Here is a 14436-nt window from a genome sequence, read left to right on the forward strand (position 1 = left end):
GGCTGGACGAGTTCCCGGCCTCGCTCGACGTGGGGTTCACCAAGCGGCTGCGGGAGTCACCGGAGTGGATCGGGCTGGGCGGGAAGCCCTCGGCGTCCGGTGTGCAGCGGTACGCCCTGTGGTTCGCCCACCCGCATCTGCTGAGCTTCTGGCTGGTCGACGCGGACGGCGACCGTTTCACCCGAAAGGAGCGGACCGCGGGGCCGACACTGCTGTGGACCCACCCGAGCGGCGACGGCCGCGGCGAGGTGACGCTGCGGCTGGAGGGGGTGGCGTCCAGGTCCAGGGCGGTGGAGATCGCGAAGTCCCTCGAGGCGTCGGCGCCGTCGTCGCCGTCGCCGTCGCCGTCGCGGAAATCTTCCTCTTGATGTGCGGAGGGTGGGAACCCAGCCGGGTCGGGCGGTGTACCAGAAGTGACACGCGGCTCACGGTGAGCCGCAGGGAGCGACTGGCTGGGGGATCGCATGTGGAGGGGTCTGGTTCGTGAACTGACGGCCGTGGCAGGAGCGTTGGCGGTCGTGTTGGGGGTGGGGATGGCCGGCCGGGCTGCGACTTCGGGGCACGACGGTGACTCCTCGGTGCCGCGGCCGTCGGAGGACGCCCAGGCGTCACCGCGGACTCCGGGCCGGGACATCCCGGATCTGGCGATGATCGTCGCCGGTGACACCGGGCGGACGGTGGTGCTGCGGTCCCCTGAGCCGGCCTTCGCCCGGCTGCGGGAGCTGCTGCGGCCGACGTACGAGGGAACGGAGCGAGTGCCGGCGAGCTGGAACGAGGACCGCTATCCGCCGGTGGACTTCACGGTGATCTGGGGGCTGACGGGGGTCGGAGGCTGGCCGCAGACCAACCGGGCGCCGGGCGATGACGTGGCCGTCGAGCGGCAGGACCAGTTGTTCGTGGCGCCGGACGGCACGCCCTGGATACGCAGCGATCCCGCGCCGGACGTCCAGGACGACGACATCCGCTGGCATCGGGCACCGCGCTCGGTGTTCGTCCGGCTGGAGCAGGAGAGGGTGCTCAGCGGGTTGGGCAGGGCGGGGCGCGGTGACGACGGGGCTGCCGACAACGCGGCCGCGCAGGGGACCGCTCGGGCGGAGTCCGGCCGGGACCGTGTCCGGTGGGCGGGTCCGGGGCTGGCCGTGGGGATCGCCGTCGGGGCGGGCGGCACCGTGCTGATACGCCGCGCGGCGGCCCGGCGAGACGCGGGGCCGCCGCGGGAGGAACCACGACAGGAACTCATCGATCTGTGAAGGCCGACCTGTGAGAGCCGATCTCCGAGAGTCGCCGGACCTTGACAACTCAAGAGGGTGCGTCGCGCGAGGGCGCGCTCAGCCCAGGTCGATCTCCGGGTACAGCGGGAAGCCGGCCACGAGGTCGGTCGCGCGGTGGGAGATCTCGTCCGCGATCTTCGGGTCGAGGACGTGCTGGGCCTTGGACGGTGCGCCCGACTTGGTGGTGCCGGGCTCCGCCGTGGTCAGGACGCGGTCGATGAGGCCGGCGACCTCGTCCATCTCCGCGGTGCCCAGTCCCCGGGTGGTCAGGGCGGGGGTGCCGATGCGGATGCCGGAGGTGTACCAGGCGCCGTTCGGGTCGGCGGGAATGGCGTTGCGGTTGGTGACGATGCCGGACTCCAGCAGCGCGGCCTCGGCCTGACGGCCGGTGAGGCCGTAGGAGGTGGCGACGTCGATCAGGTTGAGGTGGTTGTCCGTGCCGCCGGTGACGAGGGTGGCGCCGCGTCGCATCAGGCCGTCCGCCAGCGCACGGGAGTTGTCGACGATGCGCTGGGCGTAGTCCTGGAACGAGGGCTTCCGGGCCTCGGCGAGGGCGACGGCCTTGGCTGCCATCACGTGCGGGAGCGGGCCGCCGAGCACCATCGGGCAGCCGCGGTCGACCTGGTCCTTGAGGGAGTCGTCGCACAGCACCATGCCGCCACGCGGGCCGCGCAGTGACTTGTGGGTGGTGGTGGTGACGATCTGGGCGTGCGGGACCGGGTCGAAGTCGCCGGTCAGCACCTTGCCCGCGACCAGACCGGCGAAGTGCGCCATGTCCACCATCAGGGTCGCCCCGACCTCGTCGGCGATCTCCCGCATGATCCGGAAGTTCACGAGGCGGGGGTAGGCGGAGTAGCCGGCGACGATGATCAGCGGCTTGAAGTCGCGGGCGGACGCGCGCAGCGCCTCGTAGTCGATCAGGCCGGTGGCCGGGTCGGTGCCGTAGGAGCGCTGGTCGAACATCTTGCCGGAGATGTTCGGGCGGAAGCCGTGGGTCAGATGGCCACCGGCGTCCAGCGACATGCCGAGCATGCGCTGGTTGCCGAAGGCCTGCCGCAGTTCGGCCCAGTCGGCCTCACTGAGGTCGTTGACCTGGCGGACGCCTGCCTTCTCCAGGGCGGGGGCCTCGACACGCTGTGCGAGCACGGACCAGAAGGCGACGAGGTTGGCGTCGATGCCGGAGTGCGGCTGGACATAGGCGTGCTGTGCGCCGAAGAGGGCCTTGGCGTGGTCGGCGGCGAGGGACTCGACGGTGTCGACGTTGCGGCAGCCGGCGTAGAAGCGGCGGCCGATGGTGCCCTCGGCGTACTTGTCGCTGAACCAGTTGCCCATCGCGAGGAGGGTGGCCGGCGAGGCGTAGTTCTCGGAGGCGATCAGCTTGAGCATCTCGCGCTGGTCGGCGACCTCCTGGCCGATGGCGTCGGCCACGCCGGGCTCGACGGCGCGGATCACGTCGAGGGCTGCGCGGAAGGCGGTGGACTCGGTGGAGAGGGGCTGCTGCTCTGTCATGTCGTCGGCCTCCGGGTGGCGTGGCTTGAAGCGTTCACGGTTCACGGTTGGCCCAGGCGCACGGCACTCGCTCCCTCACAGGCCGCTCCCCGATGGTCGGTCCCATCCCAGCGCGCCAGTCACGGCCCGTCGGCCAGCCTACCGGGCGTGCCGCACACGTGAGATCCCACGTCCACCATGCGAGCGAGGATAGGAAGGGGGCCACGCCGTCGACCTCACCACCGTCCCCTCTCGGCACCGTCTGGAGATCCCGTGACCGCTACGGAGACACTCATCGCCGCCGCCGACGCGCACAGCGCGCACAACTACCACCCGCTGCCCGTGGTCGTCGCCTCGGCCGACGGCGCATGGATGACGGATGTGGAGGGGCGGCGCTATCTGGACCTGCTGGCCGGCTACTCCGCCCTCAACTTCGGCCACCGCAACCGACGGCTGGTGGAGGCGGCGAAGGCTCAGCTGGACCGGGTGACGCTCACCTCGCGGGCGTTCCACCACGATCGGTTCGCCGCGTTCTGCGAGCAGCTCGCAGAGCTGTGCGGCATGGAGATGGTGCTGCCGATGAACACGGGCGCCGAGGCGGTGGAGACCGCGGTGAAGACGGCCCGGAAATGGGGCTACCGGGTCAAGGGCGTGCCCGCGGAGATGGCGAAGATCGTCGTCGCGGGCAACAACTTCCACGGCCGTACGACGACCCTCATCAGCTTCTCTACCGACACGGAGGCCCGGGCGGACTACGGGCCTTACACGCCGGGTTTCGAGATCGTGCCGTACGGGGATGTGACGGCGATGCGTTCGGCGCTCACGGAGAACACGGTGGCCGTGCTGCTGGAGCCGATCCAGGGCGAGGCGGGGGTGCTGGTGCCGCCTGCGGGATATCTGAGGGCGGTGCGGGAGCTGACGCGGGAGCGGGATGTGCTGTTCGTCGCCGACGAGATCCAGTCGGGGCTGGGGCGGACGGGGCGGACCTTCGCGTGCGAGCACGAGGGCGTGGTGCCCGACGTGTACGTGCTCGGAAAGGCGCTGGGCGGCGGGATCGTGCCGGTGTCGGCGGTGGTGTCGAGCGCGGCGGTGCTCGGGGTGTTCCGGCCCGGGGAACACGGGTCGACGTTCGGCGGGAATCCGCTGGCCTGTGCGGTGGCGCTGGAGGTGATCGCGATGCTGCGGACGGGCGAGTTCCAGGCACGGGCGGCGGAGCTGGGCGAGCATCTGCACCGGGAGCTGGGGGCGTTGGCGGGGACGGGCCGGCTGACCGCGGTGCGCGGACGGGGTCTGTGGGCCGGCGTCGACGTCCATCCGCGCCACGGCACCGGCCGGGAGGTGTCCGAGAAGCTGATGGACCAGGGTGTGCTGGTCAAGGACGCCCATGGCGCGACGATCCGGATCGCGCCGCCGCTGGTCATCGCCGAGGAGGACCTGGACTGGGGGCTGGCCCGGCTGCGGGACGTGCTGGGCGAGTGAGACGCCCTGCATGGGCGCCGGCGCCACCACGCGCGACCGTCACCGCACGCGGCCGCGGATCCCCTCACCGGATCACATGCGGCAGGAAGCGGGCGTATTCGTCCGTGATCAGCCCCGACGACTCCCGGATGCCGAGGCCCGCCGCCTCGCCCTCGACGACCCAGGCGCCGAGGACGACTCGGTTGCCGGAGTAGTCGGGCAGCGGGGCCAGTTCCTGGTAGCAGCAGGCCTCGTCGCGCGGGACCGCCTCGGTGCCGGGCTCGTGGATCGTCACCCCGGCGCCCTCGCGGCCCAGCAGGGGCTTGGCGACGTAACCCGTCGAGTGCGCGAGCTCCCTGGGGCCGTCGAGATAAGCGGGCAGGAGGTTGGGGTGGCCCGGGTTGAGTTCCCAGAGGATCGCCAGCAGCGCCTTGTTGCTCAGCAGCATCTTCCAGGCCGGCTCGATCCACAGCGTCGTTCCGGTGCCGCCGCCGTTGTCGAGGGTGTCCAGGACGTGTCCGGCGAAGGGGTCGGTGGTCAGCCACTCCCAGGGGTACAGCTTGAAGCAACTGCGGATGAACCGGAGCTGGTTGTCGACGAAGCGGCCGGAGAGGGGATCCCAGCCGATCTCCTCCATGGAGATCCAGTCGGTGTCCAGGCCGGCCTGGTCGGCGGTCTCCTTGAGGTAGGCGACCGTCATCAGGTCCTCGCCGAGTTCGTCGTCCGAGGAGTGCGCGAAGTAGAGGGGGCTGCCCGGCGGGAGCAGGGCGGCCTGCTTCCGCCAGGCGGCGATCAGGCGTTCGTGGAGGGAGTTCCACTGGTCGGCGCCGGGGAAGCGGTCGTCCATCCAGAACCACTGGGGGGAGGCGGCCTCGACCAGCGAGGTCGGGGTGTCCGCGTTGTACTCCAGGAGTTTCGCCGGGCCCGTGCCGTCGTAACGGAGGTCGAACCGTCCGTAGACCGAGGGGAGTTCGGCCCGGCGCTGCCAGGCCTCGGCGACGGCGTGGGCGACGCGCGGATCGGTGATGCCGAGGTCGGCGAAGCGACCGGTGGTGACGATGTGGTCGGCGGCCCGCAGGCACAGGGCGTGCAGTTCCTCGACGACCTCCTCCAGGGCCTCGACCTCGGGGAGGGTGAAGGAGTAGTAGGCGCTCTCGTCCCAGTAGGGCCGCAGGGAGCCGTCGGGGTGGCGGGTCAGCGGGTAGACGAGTCCCTGTTCCTCGACGATGCGCTGCCAGTCGGGGCGCGGGGTGATGCGGTGGCGTTCCATGGGCGGTGACGGGTCTTGGTCCGATGCGCCGGCTCAGCCGCCGGAGCTGCCCTTGCCGCCGCCGAAGCCGCCGCGGGAGACGCCGTGGCCGCCGGCGCCGCCCGAACCGCCGGATGCCTTGCGGGACTTGGTGAAGGAGCCGCCGTCGACCCAGCTGCCCTTCTTCTTGCCGCCGTAGTACCAGGTGCCGTGCGCCGAGGACTTGGTGGAGGAGCAGTTCTTGTCGGCGACGACCTTGTAGCCCTTGGCGAGGTTGTAGGCGTCACGGTCCACGCACCGCTTGTCGGGGTCGGAGGAGCAGGCGGTGAGGGCGGCGGCGAGCAGGCCCATGCCGCCGAGTACGACCGTGCCCGACCGGAGTTGTCTGCGTGCGTCCGCCATGGCGTGTCTCCCCGTTGATGTGACTGTCGTGTGGCTGTCGGTGTGACTGTGGGTGCGGCCGCTTGCGCCGGCCTCCTGGCCACCAGCCTAGAGATCGAGAGGAGATCGGCCCCCGGCACCCCCACCCCGGGCGCTCTCCCCTACAGTCACTTTGTGATCTTTGGGATGGTGTGCGCGCTCGGAGCGGCGGTCTGTTTCGGTACGGCGACGGTGCTGCAGGCGGTCGCCGCGCGGGCCGCGACCACGGGTGGCGGCGGTGAGGCCGCGCTGTTGCTGCGGGCGCTGCGGCAGTGGCGGTATCTGGCCGGGCTCGGGCTGGACGGGCTGGGGTTCCTGCTGCAGATCGTGGCGCTGCGGTCGCTGCCCATCTACGCGGTCGCCGCGGCCCTGGCGTCCAGCCTGGCGGTGACCGGCGTGGTCGCGGCACGCCTGCTGCACGTGCGGCTGAGCCGCATGGAGTGGAGTGCGGTCGGCGTGGTGTGTGCCGGACTCGCGATGCTGGGACTGGCGTCGGGTGCCGAGGGGGATCGCCAGGGATCCATGGCTCTGAAATGGGCGATGCTCGCGATCGCGGTGGCGGTGCTGACGCTCGGGCTGTTGAGCGGACGCTGGTCAGGGCGCGGGCGGGATCTGGTGCTGGGACTGGGGGCCGGGTTCGGGTTCGGGGTGGTCGAGGTGGCGGTCCGGCTGATCGACTCGCTCGCACCGCTGAAGCTCCTCGCCAATCCGGCGACGTACGCCCTGCTGATCGGCGGGGGTGCGGCCTTCCTGCTGCTCACCTCGGCGTTGCAGCGCGGTTCGGTCACGACGGCCACCGCCGGCCTGGTCATCGGCGAGACGCTCTGGCCGGCGACGGTGGGCGTGGTGTGGCTCGGCGACCGGACACGGGAGGGGCTCGCCTGGCTGGCGGTGCTGGGTTTCCTCGTCGCGGTGGCGGGAGCGCTGGCACTGGCCCGGTTCGGCGAGGCACCGACTCCGTCCGAACCGGAGACCTCCCAGGGTTGACCTCGCAGGGTTCAACTGCGGGACCGCCGACCTGAGCGACTGAGGCCGGCACGCTGAACGGCTCAGGCCGGCGAGCGGCGGCCTTGTGCAGGGCGGCCCAGACCGACGCCCCGAGCCACCGAACCCGGCACACCGAGCGCTGTAGCCAACGGCGTTAGCGGCCGAGGCCGGCGCGCCGAGCGGCCAACGACTGGCGCCCCGAGCCACTGAGACCGGCGCGCCGAGCGGCCGGCGACCGGCCGCCGCACCACCGAAACCGACGCCCCGCACCACCGACGCCGGTGCGCTGGGCCGCCCCCAATCCACCGTGCCGCTGCTCAGCCCATCGTCTCCATGATGCCGTCCCACAGGCGTGACCTGGCCTCCAGGGCGAGGATGGCCGTCTCGACGGCCTGCTCCCAGCGGGTGTCGTCGGTGCCGCAGAGGTCGGCCACCATCTGCATGGCCATGGGAGTGTGTTCCTCGCCGTCGACCTCGATGTGGCGGGCGAGGTAGTCGCAGAAGAGCGGGAAGCGTTCCGTGCCCTCCTTCTTGATGACCTGGTCGAACATATCGGGGATCAGGTCCTCGCGGGAGAACGCGAAGGCGGCGGCCCGACAGTGCAGGGGGCGGTCCTCGATGATGCCGAAGGTCGTGCGCACGAAGTCGGACGCGGGGAGCGGGACTTGGGCGCCGCGCAGGGCGGCAGGCACGCCATGGCCCTCCCCTATCAGGCCGAGGAACGTGTCGATACGGGTCGTGTCGGCCCCCGCCTCCTCCATACCGGCGCGGTAGAGCTCGAAGTGGCTGGTGAAGCCGCCGTTCAGTTCGTCGCTCTCCTCGACGAGGACGATGTCGTTGATGAGGCGCCGGCTGGCCTGTGACCCACGCGGGAGCCAGGGGACGTCGACGCAGGTGAGTTCACGTTGCAGCGACTTCAGCAGGGACATGAAGTCCCACACCGCGAAGACGTGGTGGGCCATGAACGTGGCCATGTCGGCACGGCTGTTTATGTGCCGGTAAATCGGGTGCGCGGTCACTTCTTTTCGCGCCGGTTCGATCACGGAACGGGCCCGGTCGATTCCTTCGTGCCGCATGTCCCAGTCGTACCTGGACATGGTTCTCCTTCGGTCGGGGAAGATGAGGGAAAGTCGAGGGAAGGCGATCGTGCAGCTTTTGCGAGTTCCTCGGCAAGCGCTTTCAACAATTCGACGGAAGTTACCTCGAGTACCGATCCCTTACAACACATCAAGGCGCCCGAAAAACTGATAAAGAGTCACGATACGGACACTAGAAAAACCGTCGTTAAAAATTGAACGCGATGTGGAGATCTTGCGTACCAGTCGTCGTGAGCAGCAATCCCGTCACCGTCACCGTGGCCTACCACGTGGTGCCGGGCCGAGAGGCCGACTTCCACTCGTGGGGGTGGGCGATGCTGGGCGCGAGCGCTCAGCAGCCGGGCTTCCTGGGGGGTGGCGTCCTTGTCGACCGAGAGGCGGAGTGGCATGTGGTCTATCGCTTCGCCAGCGAGGGCACGGCCCGGGCCTGGGAGGACTCCGCCGAGCGGGCGCAGTGGGACGTCCGGACGGCGGGCTTCGCCAGACAGGCGGAGCGCCGGAGCGTACGCGGGTCCAAGCTGTGGTTCGACTCCCAGACCATCGCGCCGAAGGCGCCGGCCCCGCCCCCGAAATGGAAACTCTGGTTCATCAACATGAGCGCGGTTTTTCCGCCGGTGCTCCTGTTCAACCTGCTTGTCATTCCCTATCTCGGCGGACTCAATCCGCTCGTCCGCACACTGCTGTTGTGCCTGTGTGTGACGGCCCTCGTCACCTGGATTCTCATGCCACGGCTTCAGCGTTTCTTCAAGAAGTGGCTGTATCCACCGCTCCAGGCACTGCGGGGACGGCACAAAAGACGGACCGCATAGGCCCGGAACGAAAAAAGGGAGGTGGGCGGGTGAAGACCCTGCTCATCGACAATTACGACTCGTACACGTACAACCTGTTCCAGCTGCTCGCCGAGGTCAACGGCGAGGAACCGGTTGTGGCCCTGAACGACGTCGCCGACAGAATTCCCGATCTGGTGGGGTATCTCGCGGAATTCGACAATGTCGTCATCTCGCCGGGGCCGGGGCACCCCGCCGAGCCTCGGGACTTCGGGCTCGGTGCCGCCGTGCTCGCCGCGTCCCCGATCCCCGTGCTCGGGGTCTGTCTGGGGCACCAGGGCATGGCCCTCGGCGAGGGGGCCCGGGTGGAAGCCGCCCCACAGCCACGGCACGGGCATCTGTCCACGGTCCGGCACGACGGACGGGAGCTGTTCCTCGGACTACCGCAGGACTTCACCGCGGTGCGCTACCACTCGCTGGCCGTGCACGAGCCGCTCCCGGAGACCCTGGAGGCCACCGCCTGGGCGGAGGACGGTGTGCTGATGGGGCTCAGGCACAAGAGCCGGCCGCTGTGGGGGGTGCAGTTCCATCCGGAGTCGGTGCTGACCGAGTACGGCCACCGCATGCTCGTCAACTTCCGCAATCTGACGGCGGAACGGGCCCGTAAGCAGCGTACGAAGAACACCGCCGTCACCCCGGCCGCGGCGGCGATCCCCCAGCCGGCGGTCCCGCGTCCCCGGCACGCCGCCTCCCCGGCCTCCGCGCCGGCCATCCCCCGCCCCCGGCGCACGACCCCGGCCTACCGTCTGCACACCCGGCGCATCGCCGGCGCGGTCGACGCGGAGGCGGCCTTCACGCGGATGTACGGGGCTTCAGGACGGGCGTTCTGGCTGGACAGCGCACTGGTCGAGGAGGGGCTGGCGCGGTTCTCGTTCTTCGGGGACGACAGCGGCCCGCTCGCGGAGTTCGTCCGTTACGACGTCGACAGCGGCCGGTGCGAGATCGAGCGGGCCGGGCGGCCGACGCGCAAGGTGACGGCGAGCGTCTTCGACTATCTGCGACGGCAGTTGACGAGCCGTCGGGTGGACGGCACCGGGCTGCCCTTCGACTTCACGGGGGGCTATGTCGGCTACTTCGGCTACGAGACGAAGGCCGACTGCGGGTCACCGAACCGGCACTCCTCCGACGTGCCGGACGCCTGCTGGCTGTTCGCGGACCGGATCGTCGCGGTGGACCATCTGAAGGGGTTCACCTACGCGGTCTGTCTCGCCGAGGACACCCCGCAGGCCGCGCAGGAGGCCGAGGACTGGCTCGAGAGCGCGCTGGCGCAGCTGTCGTTCGTCGCCGCCGAGTCCGAACCGTCCCCACTGCCCGCACGCGCGGAGCCCGGCCTCGGCGCCGCCGAGCCCTGGCTGGTGCGGGACCGGGCGACGTATCTCGCGGACATCGAGGCGTGCCAACGGGAGTTGCGCAAGGGCACCAGCTACGAGATATGCCTGACGAACGCCGCGCGGTTACCCGCCCCGCCGGACACGTTCGACTTCTACCGGGTGCTGCGGCGGGTGAACCCGGCCCCGTACGCGGCCTTCCTGCGGTTCGGGGACGTGGACGTGGCCGGCTCCTCCCCCGAGCGGTTCCTGCGGATCACCCGGGACGGGGTCGCCGAGGCGCGGCCCATCAAGGGCACCGCGCCCCGGGGTGAGGGGCCCGAGGAGGACACCCGGCTGCGGGACGCGCTGGCGGCGGACGCGAAGACCCGCGCCGAGAACCTGATGATCGTCGATCTGCTCCGCAACGACCTGGGCCGGGTCTGCCGGACCGGCTCGGTGCGGGTGACCCGGCTGATGGCCACCGAGACGTACGCGACGGTGCACCAGTTGGTCTCCACGGTCGAGGGACGACTGCGGGAGGGCACGGACGCGGTGGACTGCGTACGGGCCTGCTTCCCCGGCGGCTCGATGACCGGGGCGCCCAAGCTGCGCACCCTGGAGATCATCGACTCCCTGGAGACGGAGGCCCGGGGTGTGTACTCCGGCGCTCTCGGCTACCTGGGGTGCAGCGGGGGCGCGGATCTCAACATCGTGATCCGTACGGCCGTGTTCGCGGACGGGCTGATGCACCTGGGGGCCGGGGGCGCGATCGTGCTGGACTCCGATCCGGTCGCCGAGTACGACGAGATGCTGCTGAAGACGGCGGCCCAGATGCGGGCCCTGCACCTGCACACCGCGGAACGGATCCGTGAGCAGCGGCAGCACGCCTCGGCCCGTGCCGACGCCCGTCAGGAGCGCGCGGCGAGCGAGGAGCCGGTGCGATGACGACTGCGCAGAGCACGCTGGCCCCGGCCGACTTCGACGCGCCCGGCAACCTCGCCGCGCAGCTCGCCGGGCTCGCCGAGTGGCGGGGCTGGACCGGCCGGCCCGCCTTCCACCAGGGGCACCGGGTGTGGACCCACGGTCAGGTGCACGCCCTGGCGGCGAAGGCGGCGACCGTGCTCGACGGGCACGGGGTGCGGCCCGGGGACCGGGTGCTGCTGGCGCTGCCCGACGGGATCGCCTGGGTGACGGCGTTCCTCGCCACCGCCCGGCTCGGCGCCGTCGCCGTCCTGGTCAACCCCGAACTTCCCGCCGCCGACCGGGCGTTCATGGCCGCGGACACCGCCGCCGTGCTGTGTGTGACGGGACCGGGCCTGGAGGACCGCTTCGCCGGCCGGGAGCGGCTCGGCGCCGACCAGCTCCTCGCGCTCAGCGCCTCCGCCGGACCGGCCCCGGCCCACCCGGTCGACGCGCACACGCCGCTGTACGTGCAGTACACGTCCGGTACGACGGGCCGTCCCAAGGGTGTGGTGCACACGCACGGCGACCCGAAGACGTACCACGACCTCATCGGGCGGCGGCTGCTGCGGATCACCCGGGACGACGTCACCCTGTCGGTGTCGAAGCTGTACTTCGCCTACGGCTTCGGCAACGCGTTCGTCTTCCCGCTCTTCTCCGGCTCCTCCGCCGTGCTGGTGGACCGGCGTCCGACCCCGGCCGCCGTGGACGAACTGGTCGCCCGGCACCGGGTGACGCTGCTGTACTCGGTGCCGTCCGCCTTCGCCGCGCTGGTGGCCGACCGGGGCAGCGGGCACGAGGCCTGCTTCGCCTCCGTGCGGGCCGCGGTGTCGGCGGGCGAGGGGCTGCCGGACGGGCTCGGCGGACGGATCACCGAGCTGCTCGGGGCGCCGGTGCTGGAGCAGATCGGCTCCACCGAGGCCGGTCACGCCTTCTGCGCCAACAGCTTCGAGCACAACCACCCCGGCACCGTCGGGCGTCCCGTGCCCGGCTTCGAGGTGGAGCTGCGCGACCGGGCGGGCCGGCCCGTCCCCGACGGCACCGAGGGCGAACTGTGGGTGCGCGGCCCGACGGTGACCCCCGGCTACCTCAACCGCCCCGAGGAGACGGCCCGCACCCTGGTCGGCGGCTGGCTCGCCACGCACGACCGGGCGGTGCGCGAACCGGACGGCGCCTACCGGCACCTGGGCCGCGCCGACGACATGGAGATGGTCGGCGGGATCACCGTCTCCCCGCTGGAGGTGGAGGCGGTGCTGCGCACCCATCCGGCGGTGCGGGAGGTCGCGGTCGTGACCGTCACCGACGGCACCGGCGCCGGCCGGCTGCGCGCCTTCGTCGTCCCCGCCACGCCCGTCCCGGACGGTCTGCGGGACGACCTCCTGCGCCTGGCGCGCGAACGGCTCGCCGCCTTCAAGGTGCCCCGCAGCGTGAGCCTGGTGGCGTCCCTGCCCCGCACCCCCACCGGCAAGCTCCGCCGTCACCTCGTCCGCCAGGGCGCCTGGTGACCATCACTGAAGGGAACGGCCAGATGCGACAGCAGCAACCATCGCTCGCCGACCGGGGGTTCTACCTGGGTCAGGTGTTCCGCCGGGCGGCCGACCGGCACGGAGCCGTCTTCGTCACCCTGGACCGGCCGCTGGACACCCACCCCGCCCTCGGCGTCGACCTCACCTACTCGGCGCTCGCGGACGCCGTCGAGGACCTGTCGGGCCGGCTGTGGGCGGCCGGGGTACGGCCTTCGGAGCAGGTGGTCGTGCACAAGACGGACAACGTCGACATCGTCTTGCTGACCTGCGCCATCTCCCGGATCGGCGCGGTGCCGGTGCTGCTGTCCCCGGCCCTGGCGGGCGAGGTGGTGGGGAAGTTGACCGAGCGGCTGCGCGAGCCGTGGCTGGTCACCGACCGGGCCAAGCTGGAGGGGCCGCTGAAGGGGCTGAAACCCGCCGTGCGGCGCGTGCTGTCCGTGGACGACGCGCCCGGCGCCGAGCCCCTGGCCAAGCACGCGGGCGCCGAACGCCCGGCCCCGGTGCGTCTGCATCCGCGCGAACCGTCGCTCATCACCCACAGTTCGGGCACGACCGGCCTGCCCAAGCTCGCCGTGCACTGCGCGAACACCATGTGGAACCGGCTGGTGCCGCAGAAGGCGATGGGCTGGCCGACGCGCGGCGAGACGGCCGCACTGCACATGTCGTTCGTGCACTCGCGCTTCTACCATCTGCTCGGCGTACTGCTGCACTTCGGCAGTCCGCTGGTGCTGATCACCGACCCCGACCCGGTCTCCGTGGGACCCCTGCTCACCCGGCACCGGCCCGGCATCGTCGAGACGCACCCCAACACCTTCGTGCTGTGGGAGGAGTTGGCGGACGCACCGGGCGCGCCCCTGTCGCGGGTGAAGTCGTACGGCTCGACGTTCGACGCGATCCATCCGCGCACGGTACGGCGGCTGCTGGACGCCTCCAGGCGCCGTACGCCCTGGCTGATCCAGCTGTACGGTCAGAGCGAGACCGGGCCGGTCGCCTTCCAGTGGTTCACCCGGCGCAGTGCCGCGCGCGCGGACGGGCGGCGGGTCGGGATCGGGATACCGGGGTTCACCCGGGTACGGGTCACCGGGCCGGACGGGCGGCCGGTGACGCCGGGCACGCCCGGACGCATCGAGGCGCGCACCCGGGGCCGGATCCTGACGTATCTCGGCCTGCAGGACCGCTACGACCGGCAGCTGCGCGACGGCTGGTGGGAGATGGGCGACATGGGGCATCGCAGCCGCCTGGGTGCCCTGTACCTGATCGACCGGGAGATCGACCGGATCGACTCCGTGCACAGCAATCTGGAGGTCGAGGACGCGCTGATGGACCGCCTGGAGGAGCTGCGTGAGGTCGTCATCGTGCCGGGCGCGGACCGGGAGCCGGTGCCGGTGGTGTGTGTACGGGGCGAGCGGCCACTGGACCCGGAGCGCTGGCGGGAGGCGACCGCCGATCTGCCGGCGTTGGCCGAGCCTCGGCAGTGGCGGTTCGAGGATCTGCCGATGACCGCGACCTGGAAGGTCAAGCGGGTGGAGATCAGCCGGATGCTGACGGAGGGCGCACGCGCGTGAATCCGGTCGTGGTGGTCGGAGCCGGGCCCGTGGGGCTGTCGGCGGCGCTCGGGCTGCGGGCGCGCGGGCTGCCGGTCGTGCTGCTGGAGGCGGACGCCGAGGACCGGGAACGGCCGGGCAGCCGGGCCCTGTTCGTGCACCGCGAGACGCTCGCGCTGCTCGACGGGATGCTGCCGGGGCTGGCCGGGGAGATCACGGCGTACGGGCGTACCTGGCAGACGAAACGGACCTTGTACCGGGGGCGGGAGGTGTACTCCCGCACCTTCCCGCCCCCGTCC

12 protein-coding genes, 1 pseudogene and 1 riboswitch are annotated in these 14436 nt (G+C 71.3%); of the genes and pseudogenes, 9 read left to right on the forward strand and 4 right to left on the reverse strand.

Annotation, left to right across the window (positions count from 1 at the left end; all coding sequences use genetic code 11):
* Both GRC12_RS31880 and GRC12_RS31885 read left to right on the forward strand, forming a co-directional pair.
* Positions 1 to 368: pseudogene (locus GRC12_RS31880) on the forward strand (hypothetical protein); the annotation flags it as partial.
* Positions 369 to 464: 96 nt separating this feature from the next.
* Positions 465 to 1250 (forward strand): hypothetical protein, encoded by a 786-nt coding sequence (locus GRC12_RS31885; protein ID WP_439959915.1) that lies wholly within the window; start codon positions 465 to 467, stop codon positions 1248 to 1250.
* A gap of 78 nt (positions 1251 to 1328) precedes the next feature.
* Here GRC12_RS31885 and GRC12_RS31890 read toward each other — a convergent pair whose 3' ends face one another.
* Positions 1329 to 2780 carry a glycine hydroxymethyltransferase gene (locus tag GRC12_RS31890; RefSeq protein ID WP_208783012.1) on the reverse strand — a complete coding sequence of 484 codons (1452 nt, stop codon included), beginning with the start codon at positions 2778 to 2780 and terminating at the stop codon, positions 1329 to 1331.
* Positions 2781 to 2823: 43 nt separating this feature from the next.
* Positions 2824 to 2913, reverse strand: a riboswitch (ZMP/ZTP riboswitch).
* A gap of 119 nt (positions 2914 to 3032) precedes the next feature.
* Here GRC12_RS31890 and rocD point away from each other — a divergent pair.
* A complete protein-coding gene (gene rocD, locus GRC12_RS31895) occupies positions 3033 to 4238 on the forward strand; it encodes an ornithine--oxo-acid transaminase (protein ID WP_208783013.1) in 1206 nt (401 codons plus the stop codon).
* A 64-nt stretch (positions 4239 to 4302) separates the two neighbouring features.
* Here rocD and GRC12_RS31900 read toward each other — a convergent pair whose 3' ends face one another.
* Together GRC12_RS31900 and GRC12_RS31905 are read right to left on the reverse strand one after the other, a co-directional pair.
* The gene (locus GRC12_RS31900) at positions 4303 to 5487 is read right to left on the reverse strand and encodes a glutathionylspermidine synthase family protein (RefSeq protein ID WP_208783014.1); all 1185 of its coding nucleotides are present in this window, start codon (positions 5485 to 5487) and stop codon (positions 4303 to 4305) included.
* Positions 5488 to 5520: 33 nt separating this feature from the next.
* A complete protein-coding gene (locus GRC12_RS31905) occupies positions 5521 to 5868 on the reverse strand; it encodes a hypothetical protein (RefSeq protein WP_208783015.1) in 348 nt (115 codons plus the stop codon).
* Between the two features lie 165 nt (positions 5869 to 6033).
* Between GRC12_RS31905 and GRC12_RS31910 the strand changes: the two genes are divergently transcribed.
* Positions 6034 to 6873, forward strand: a complete 840-nt coding sequence (locus GRC12_RS31910; RefSeq protein ID WP_208783023.1) for a hypothetical protein — start codon at positions 6034 to 6036, stop codon at positions 6871 to 6873.
* Between the two features lie 317 nt (positions 6874 to 7190).
* Here GRC12_RS31910 and GRC12_RS31915 read toward each other — a convergent pair whose 3' ends face one another.
* Positions 7191 to 7970, reverse strand: a complete 780-nt coding sequence (locus GRC12_RS31915) for a DUF3050 domain-containing protein (protein ID WP_208783016.1) — start codon at positions 7968 to 7970, stop codon at positions 7191 to 7193.
* 203 nt (positions 7971 to 8173) lie between these two features.
* On the opposite strand from GRC12_RS31915, the gene GRC12_RS31920 reads away from it, so the two are divergent.
* The 5 genes from GRC12_RS31920 to GRC12_RS31940 form a co-directional block, all read left to right on the forward strand.
* Positions 8174 to 8779: a hypothetical protein gene (locus GRC12_RS31920; RefSeq protein ID WP_208783017.1), complete on the forward strand. Its 606-nt coding sequence runs from the start codon at positions 8174 to 8176 to the stop codon at positions 8777 to 8779.
* A gap of 29 nt (positions 8780 to 8808) precedes the next feature.
* Positions 8809 to 11052, forward strand: coding sequence for an aminodeoxychorismate synthase component I (gene pabB / locus GRC12_RS31925; protein ID WP_208783018.1), 2244 nt, complete (start codon positions 8809 to 8811; stop codon positions 11050 to 11052).
* On the forward strand, positions 11049 to 12572 hold the full coding sequence (locus tag GRC12_RS31930) for a benzoate-CoA ligase family protein (RefSeq protein ID WP_208783019.1): 1524 nt from the start codon (positions 11049 to 11051) through the stop codon (positions 12570 to 12572). Before pabB ends, GRC12_RS31930 begins: the two co-directional genes overlap by 4 nt.
* Positions 12573 to 12595: 23 nt before the next feature.
* The gene (locus GRC12_RS31935) at positions 12596 to 14158 is read left to right on the forward strand and encodes a class I adenylate-forming enzyme family protein (RefSeq protein WP_208783020.1); all 1563 of its coding nucleotides are present in this window, start codon (positions 12596 to 12598) and stop codon (positions 14156 to 14158) included.
* A partial coding sequence (locus tag GRC12_RS31940) for an FAD-dependent oxidoreductase (protein ID WP_208783021.1) occupies positions 14155 to 14436 on the forward strand: 282 nt, incomplete at its 3' end. The genes GRC12_RS31935 and GRC12_RS31940, both read left to right, overlap by 4 nt.

It is taken from the genome of Streptomyces griseorubiginosus, assembly GCF_017614965.1.
GTDB lineage: Bacteria > Actinomycetota > Actinomycetes > Streptomycetales > Streptomycetaceae > Streptomyces > Streptomyces griseorubiginosus_B.

Excerpts from the sequence above, each read along its gene's own strand:
- GRC12_RS31910 (WP_208783023.1), top strand. The coding sequence starts at position 6,034 with ATGGTGTGCGCGCTCGGAGCGGCGGTCTGTTTCGGTACGGCGACGGTG.
- GRC12_RS31900 (WP_208783014.1), bottom strand. The coding sequence starts at position 5,487 with ATGGAACGCCACCGCATCACCCCGCGCCCCGACTGGCAGCGCATCGTC.
- GRC12_RS31890 (WP_208783012.1), bottom strand. The coding sequence starts at position 2,780 with ATGACAGAGCAGCAGCCCCTCTCCACCGAGTCCACCGCCTTCCGCGCA.
- GRC12_RS31935 (WP_208783020.1), top strand. The coding sequence starts at position 12,596 with ATGCGACAGCAGCAACCATCGCTCGCCGACCGGGGGTTCTACCTGGGT.
- GRC12_RS31920 (WP_208783017.1), top strand. The coding sequence starts at position 8,174 with ATGTGGAGATCTTGCGTACCAGTCGTCGTGAGCAGCAATCCCGTCACC.
- GRC12_RS31905 (WP_208783015.1), bottom strand. The coding sequence starts at position 5,868 with ATGGCGGACGCACGCAGACAACTCCGGTCGGGCACGGTCGTACTCGGC.
- GRC12_RS31915 (WP_208783016.1), bottom strand. The coding sequence starts at position 7,970 with ATGTCCAGGTACGACTGGGACATGCGGCACGAAGGAATCGACCGGGCC.
- GRC12_RS31885 (WP_439959915.1), top strand. The coding sequence starts at position 465 with ATGTGGAGGGGTCTGGTTCGTGAACTGACGGCCGTGGCAGGAGCGTTG.
- GRC12_RS31930 (WP_208783019.1), top strand. The coding sequence starts at position 11,049 with ATGACGACTGCGCAGAGCACGCTGGCCCCGGCCGACTTCGACGCGCCC.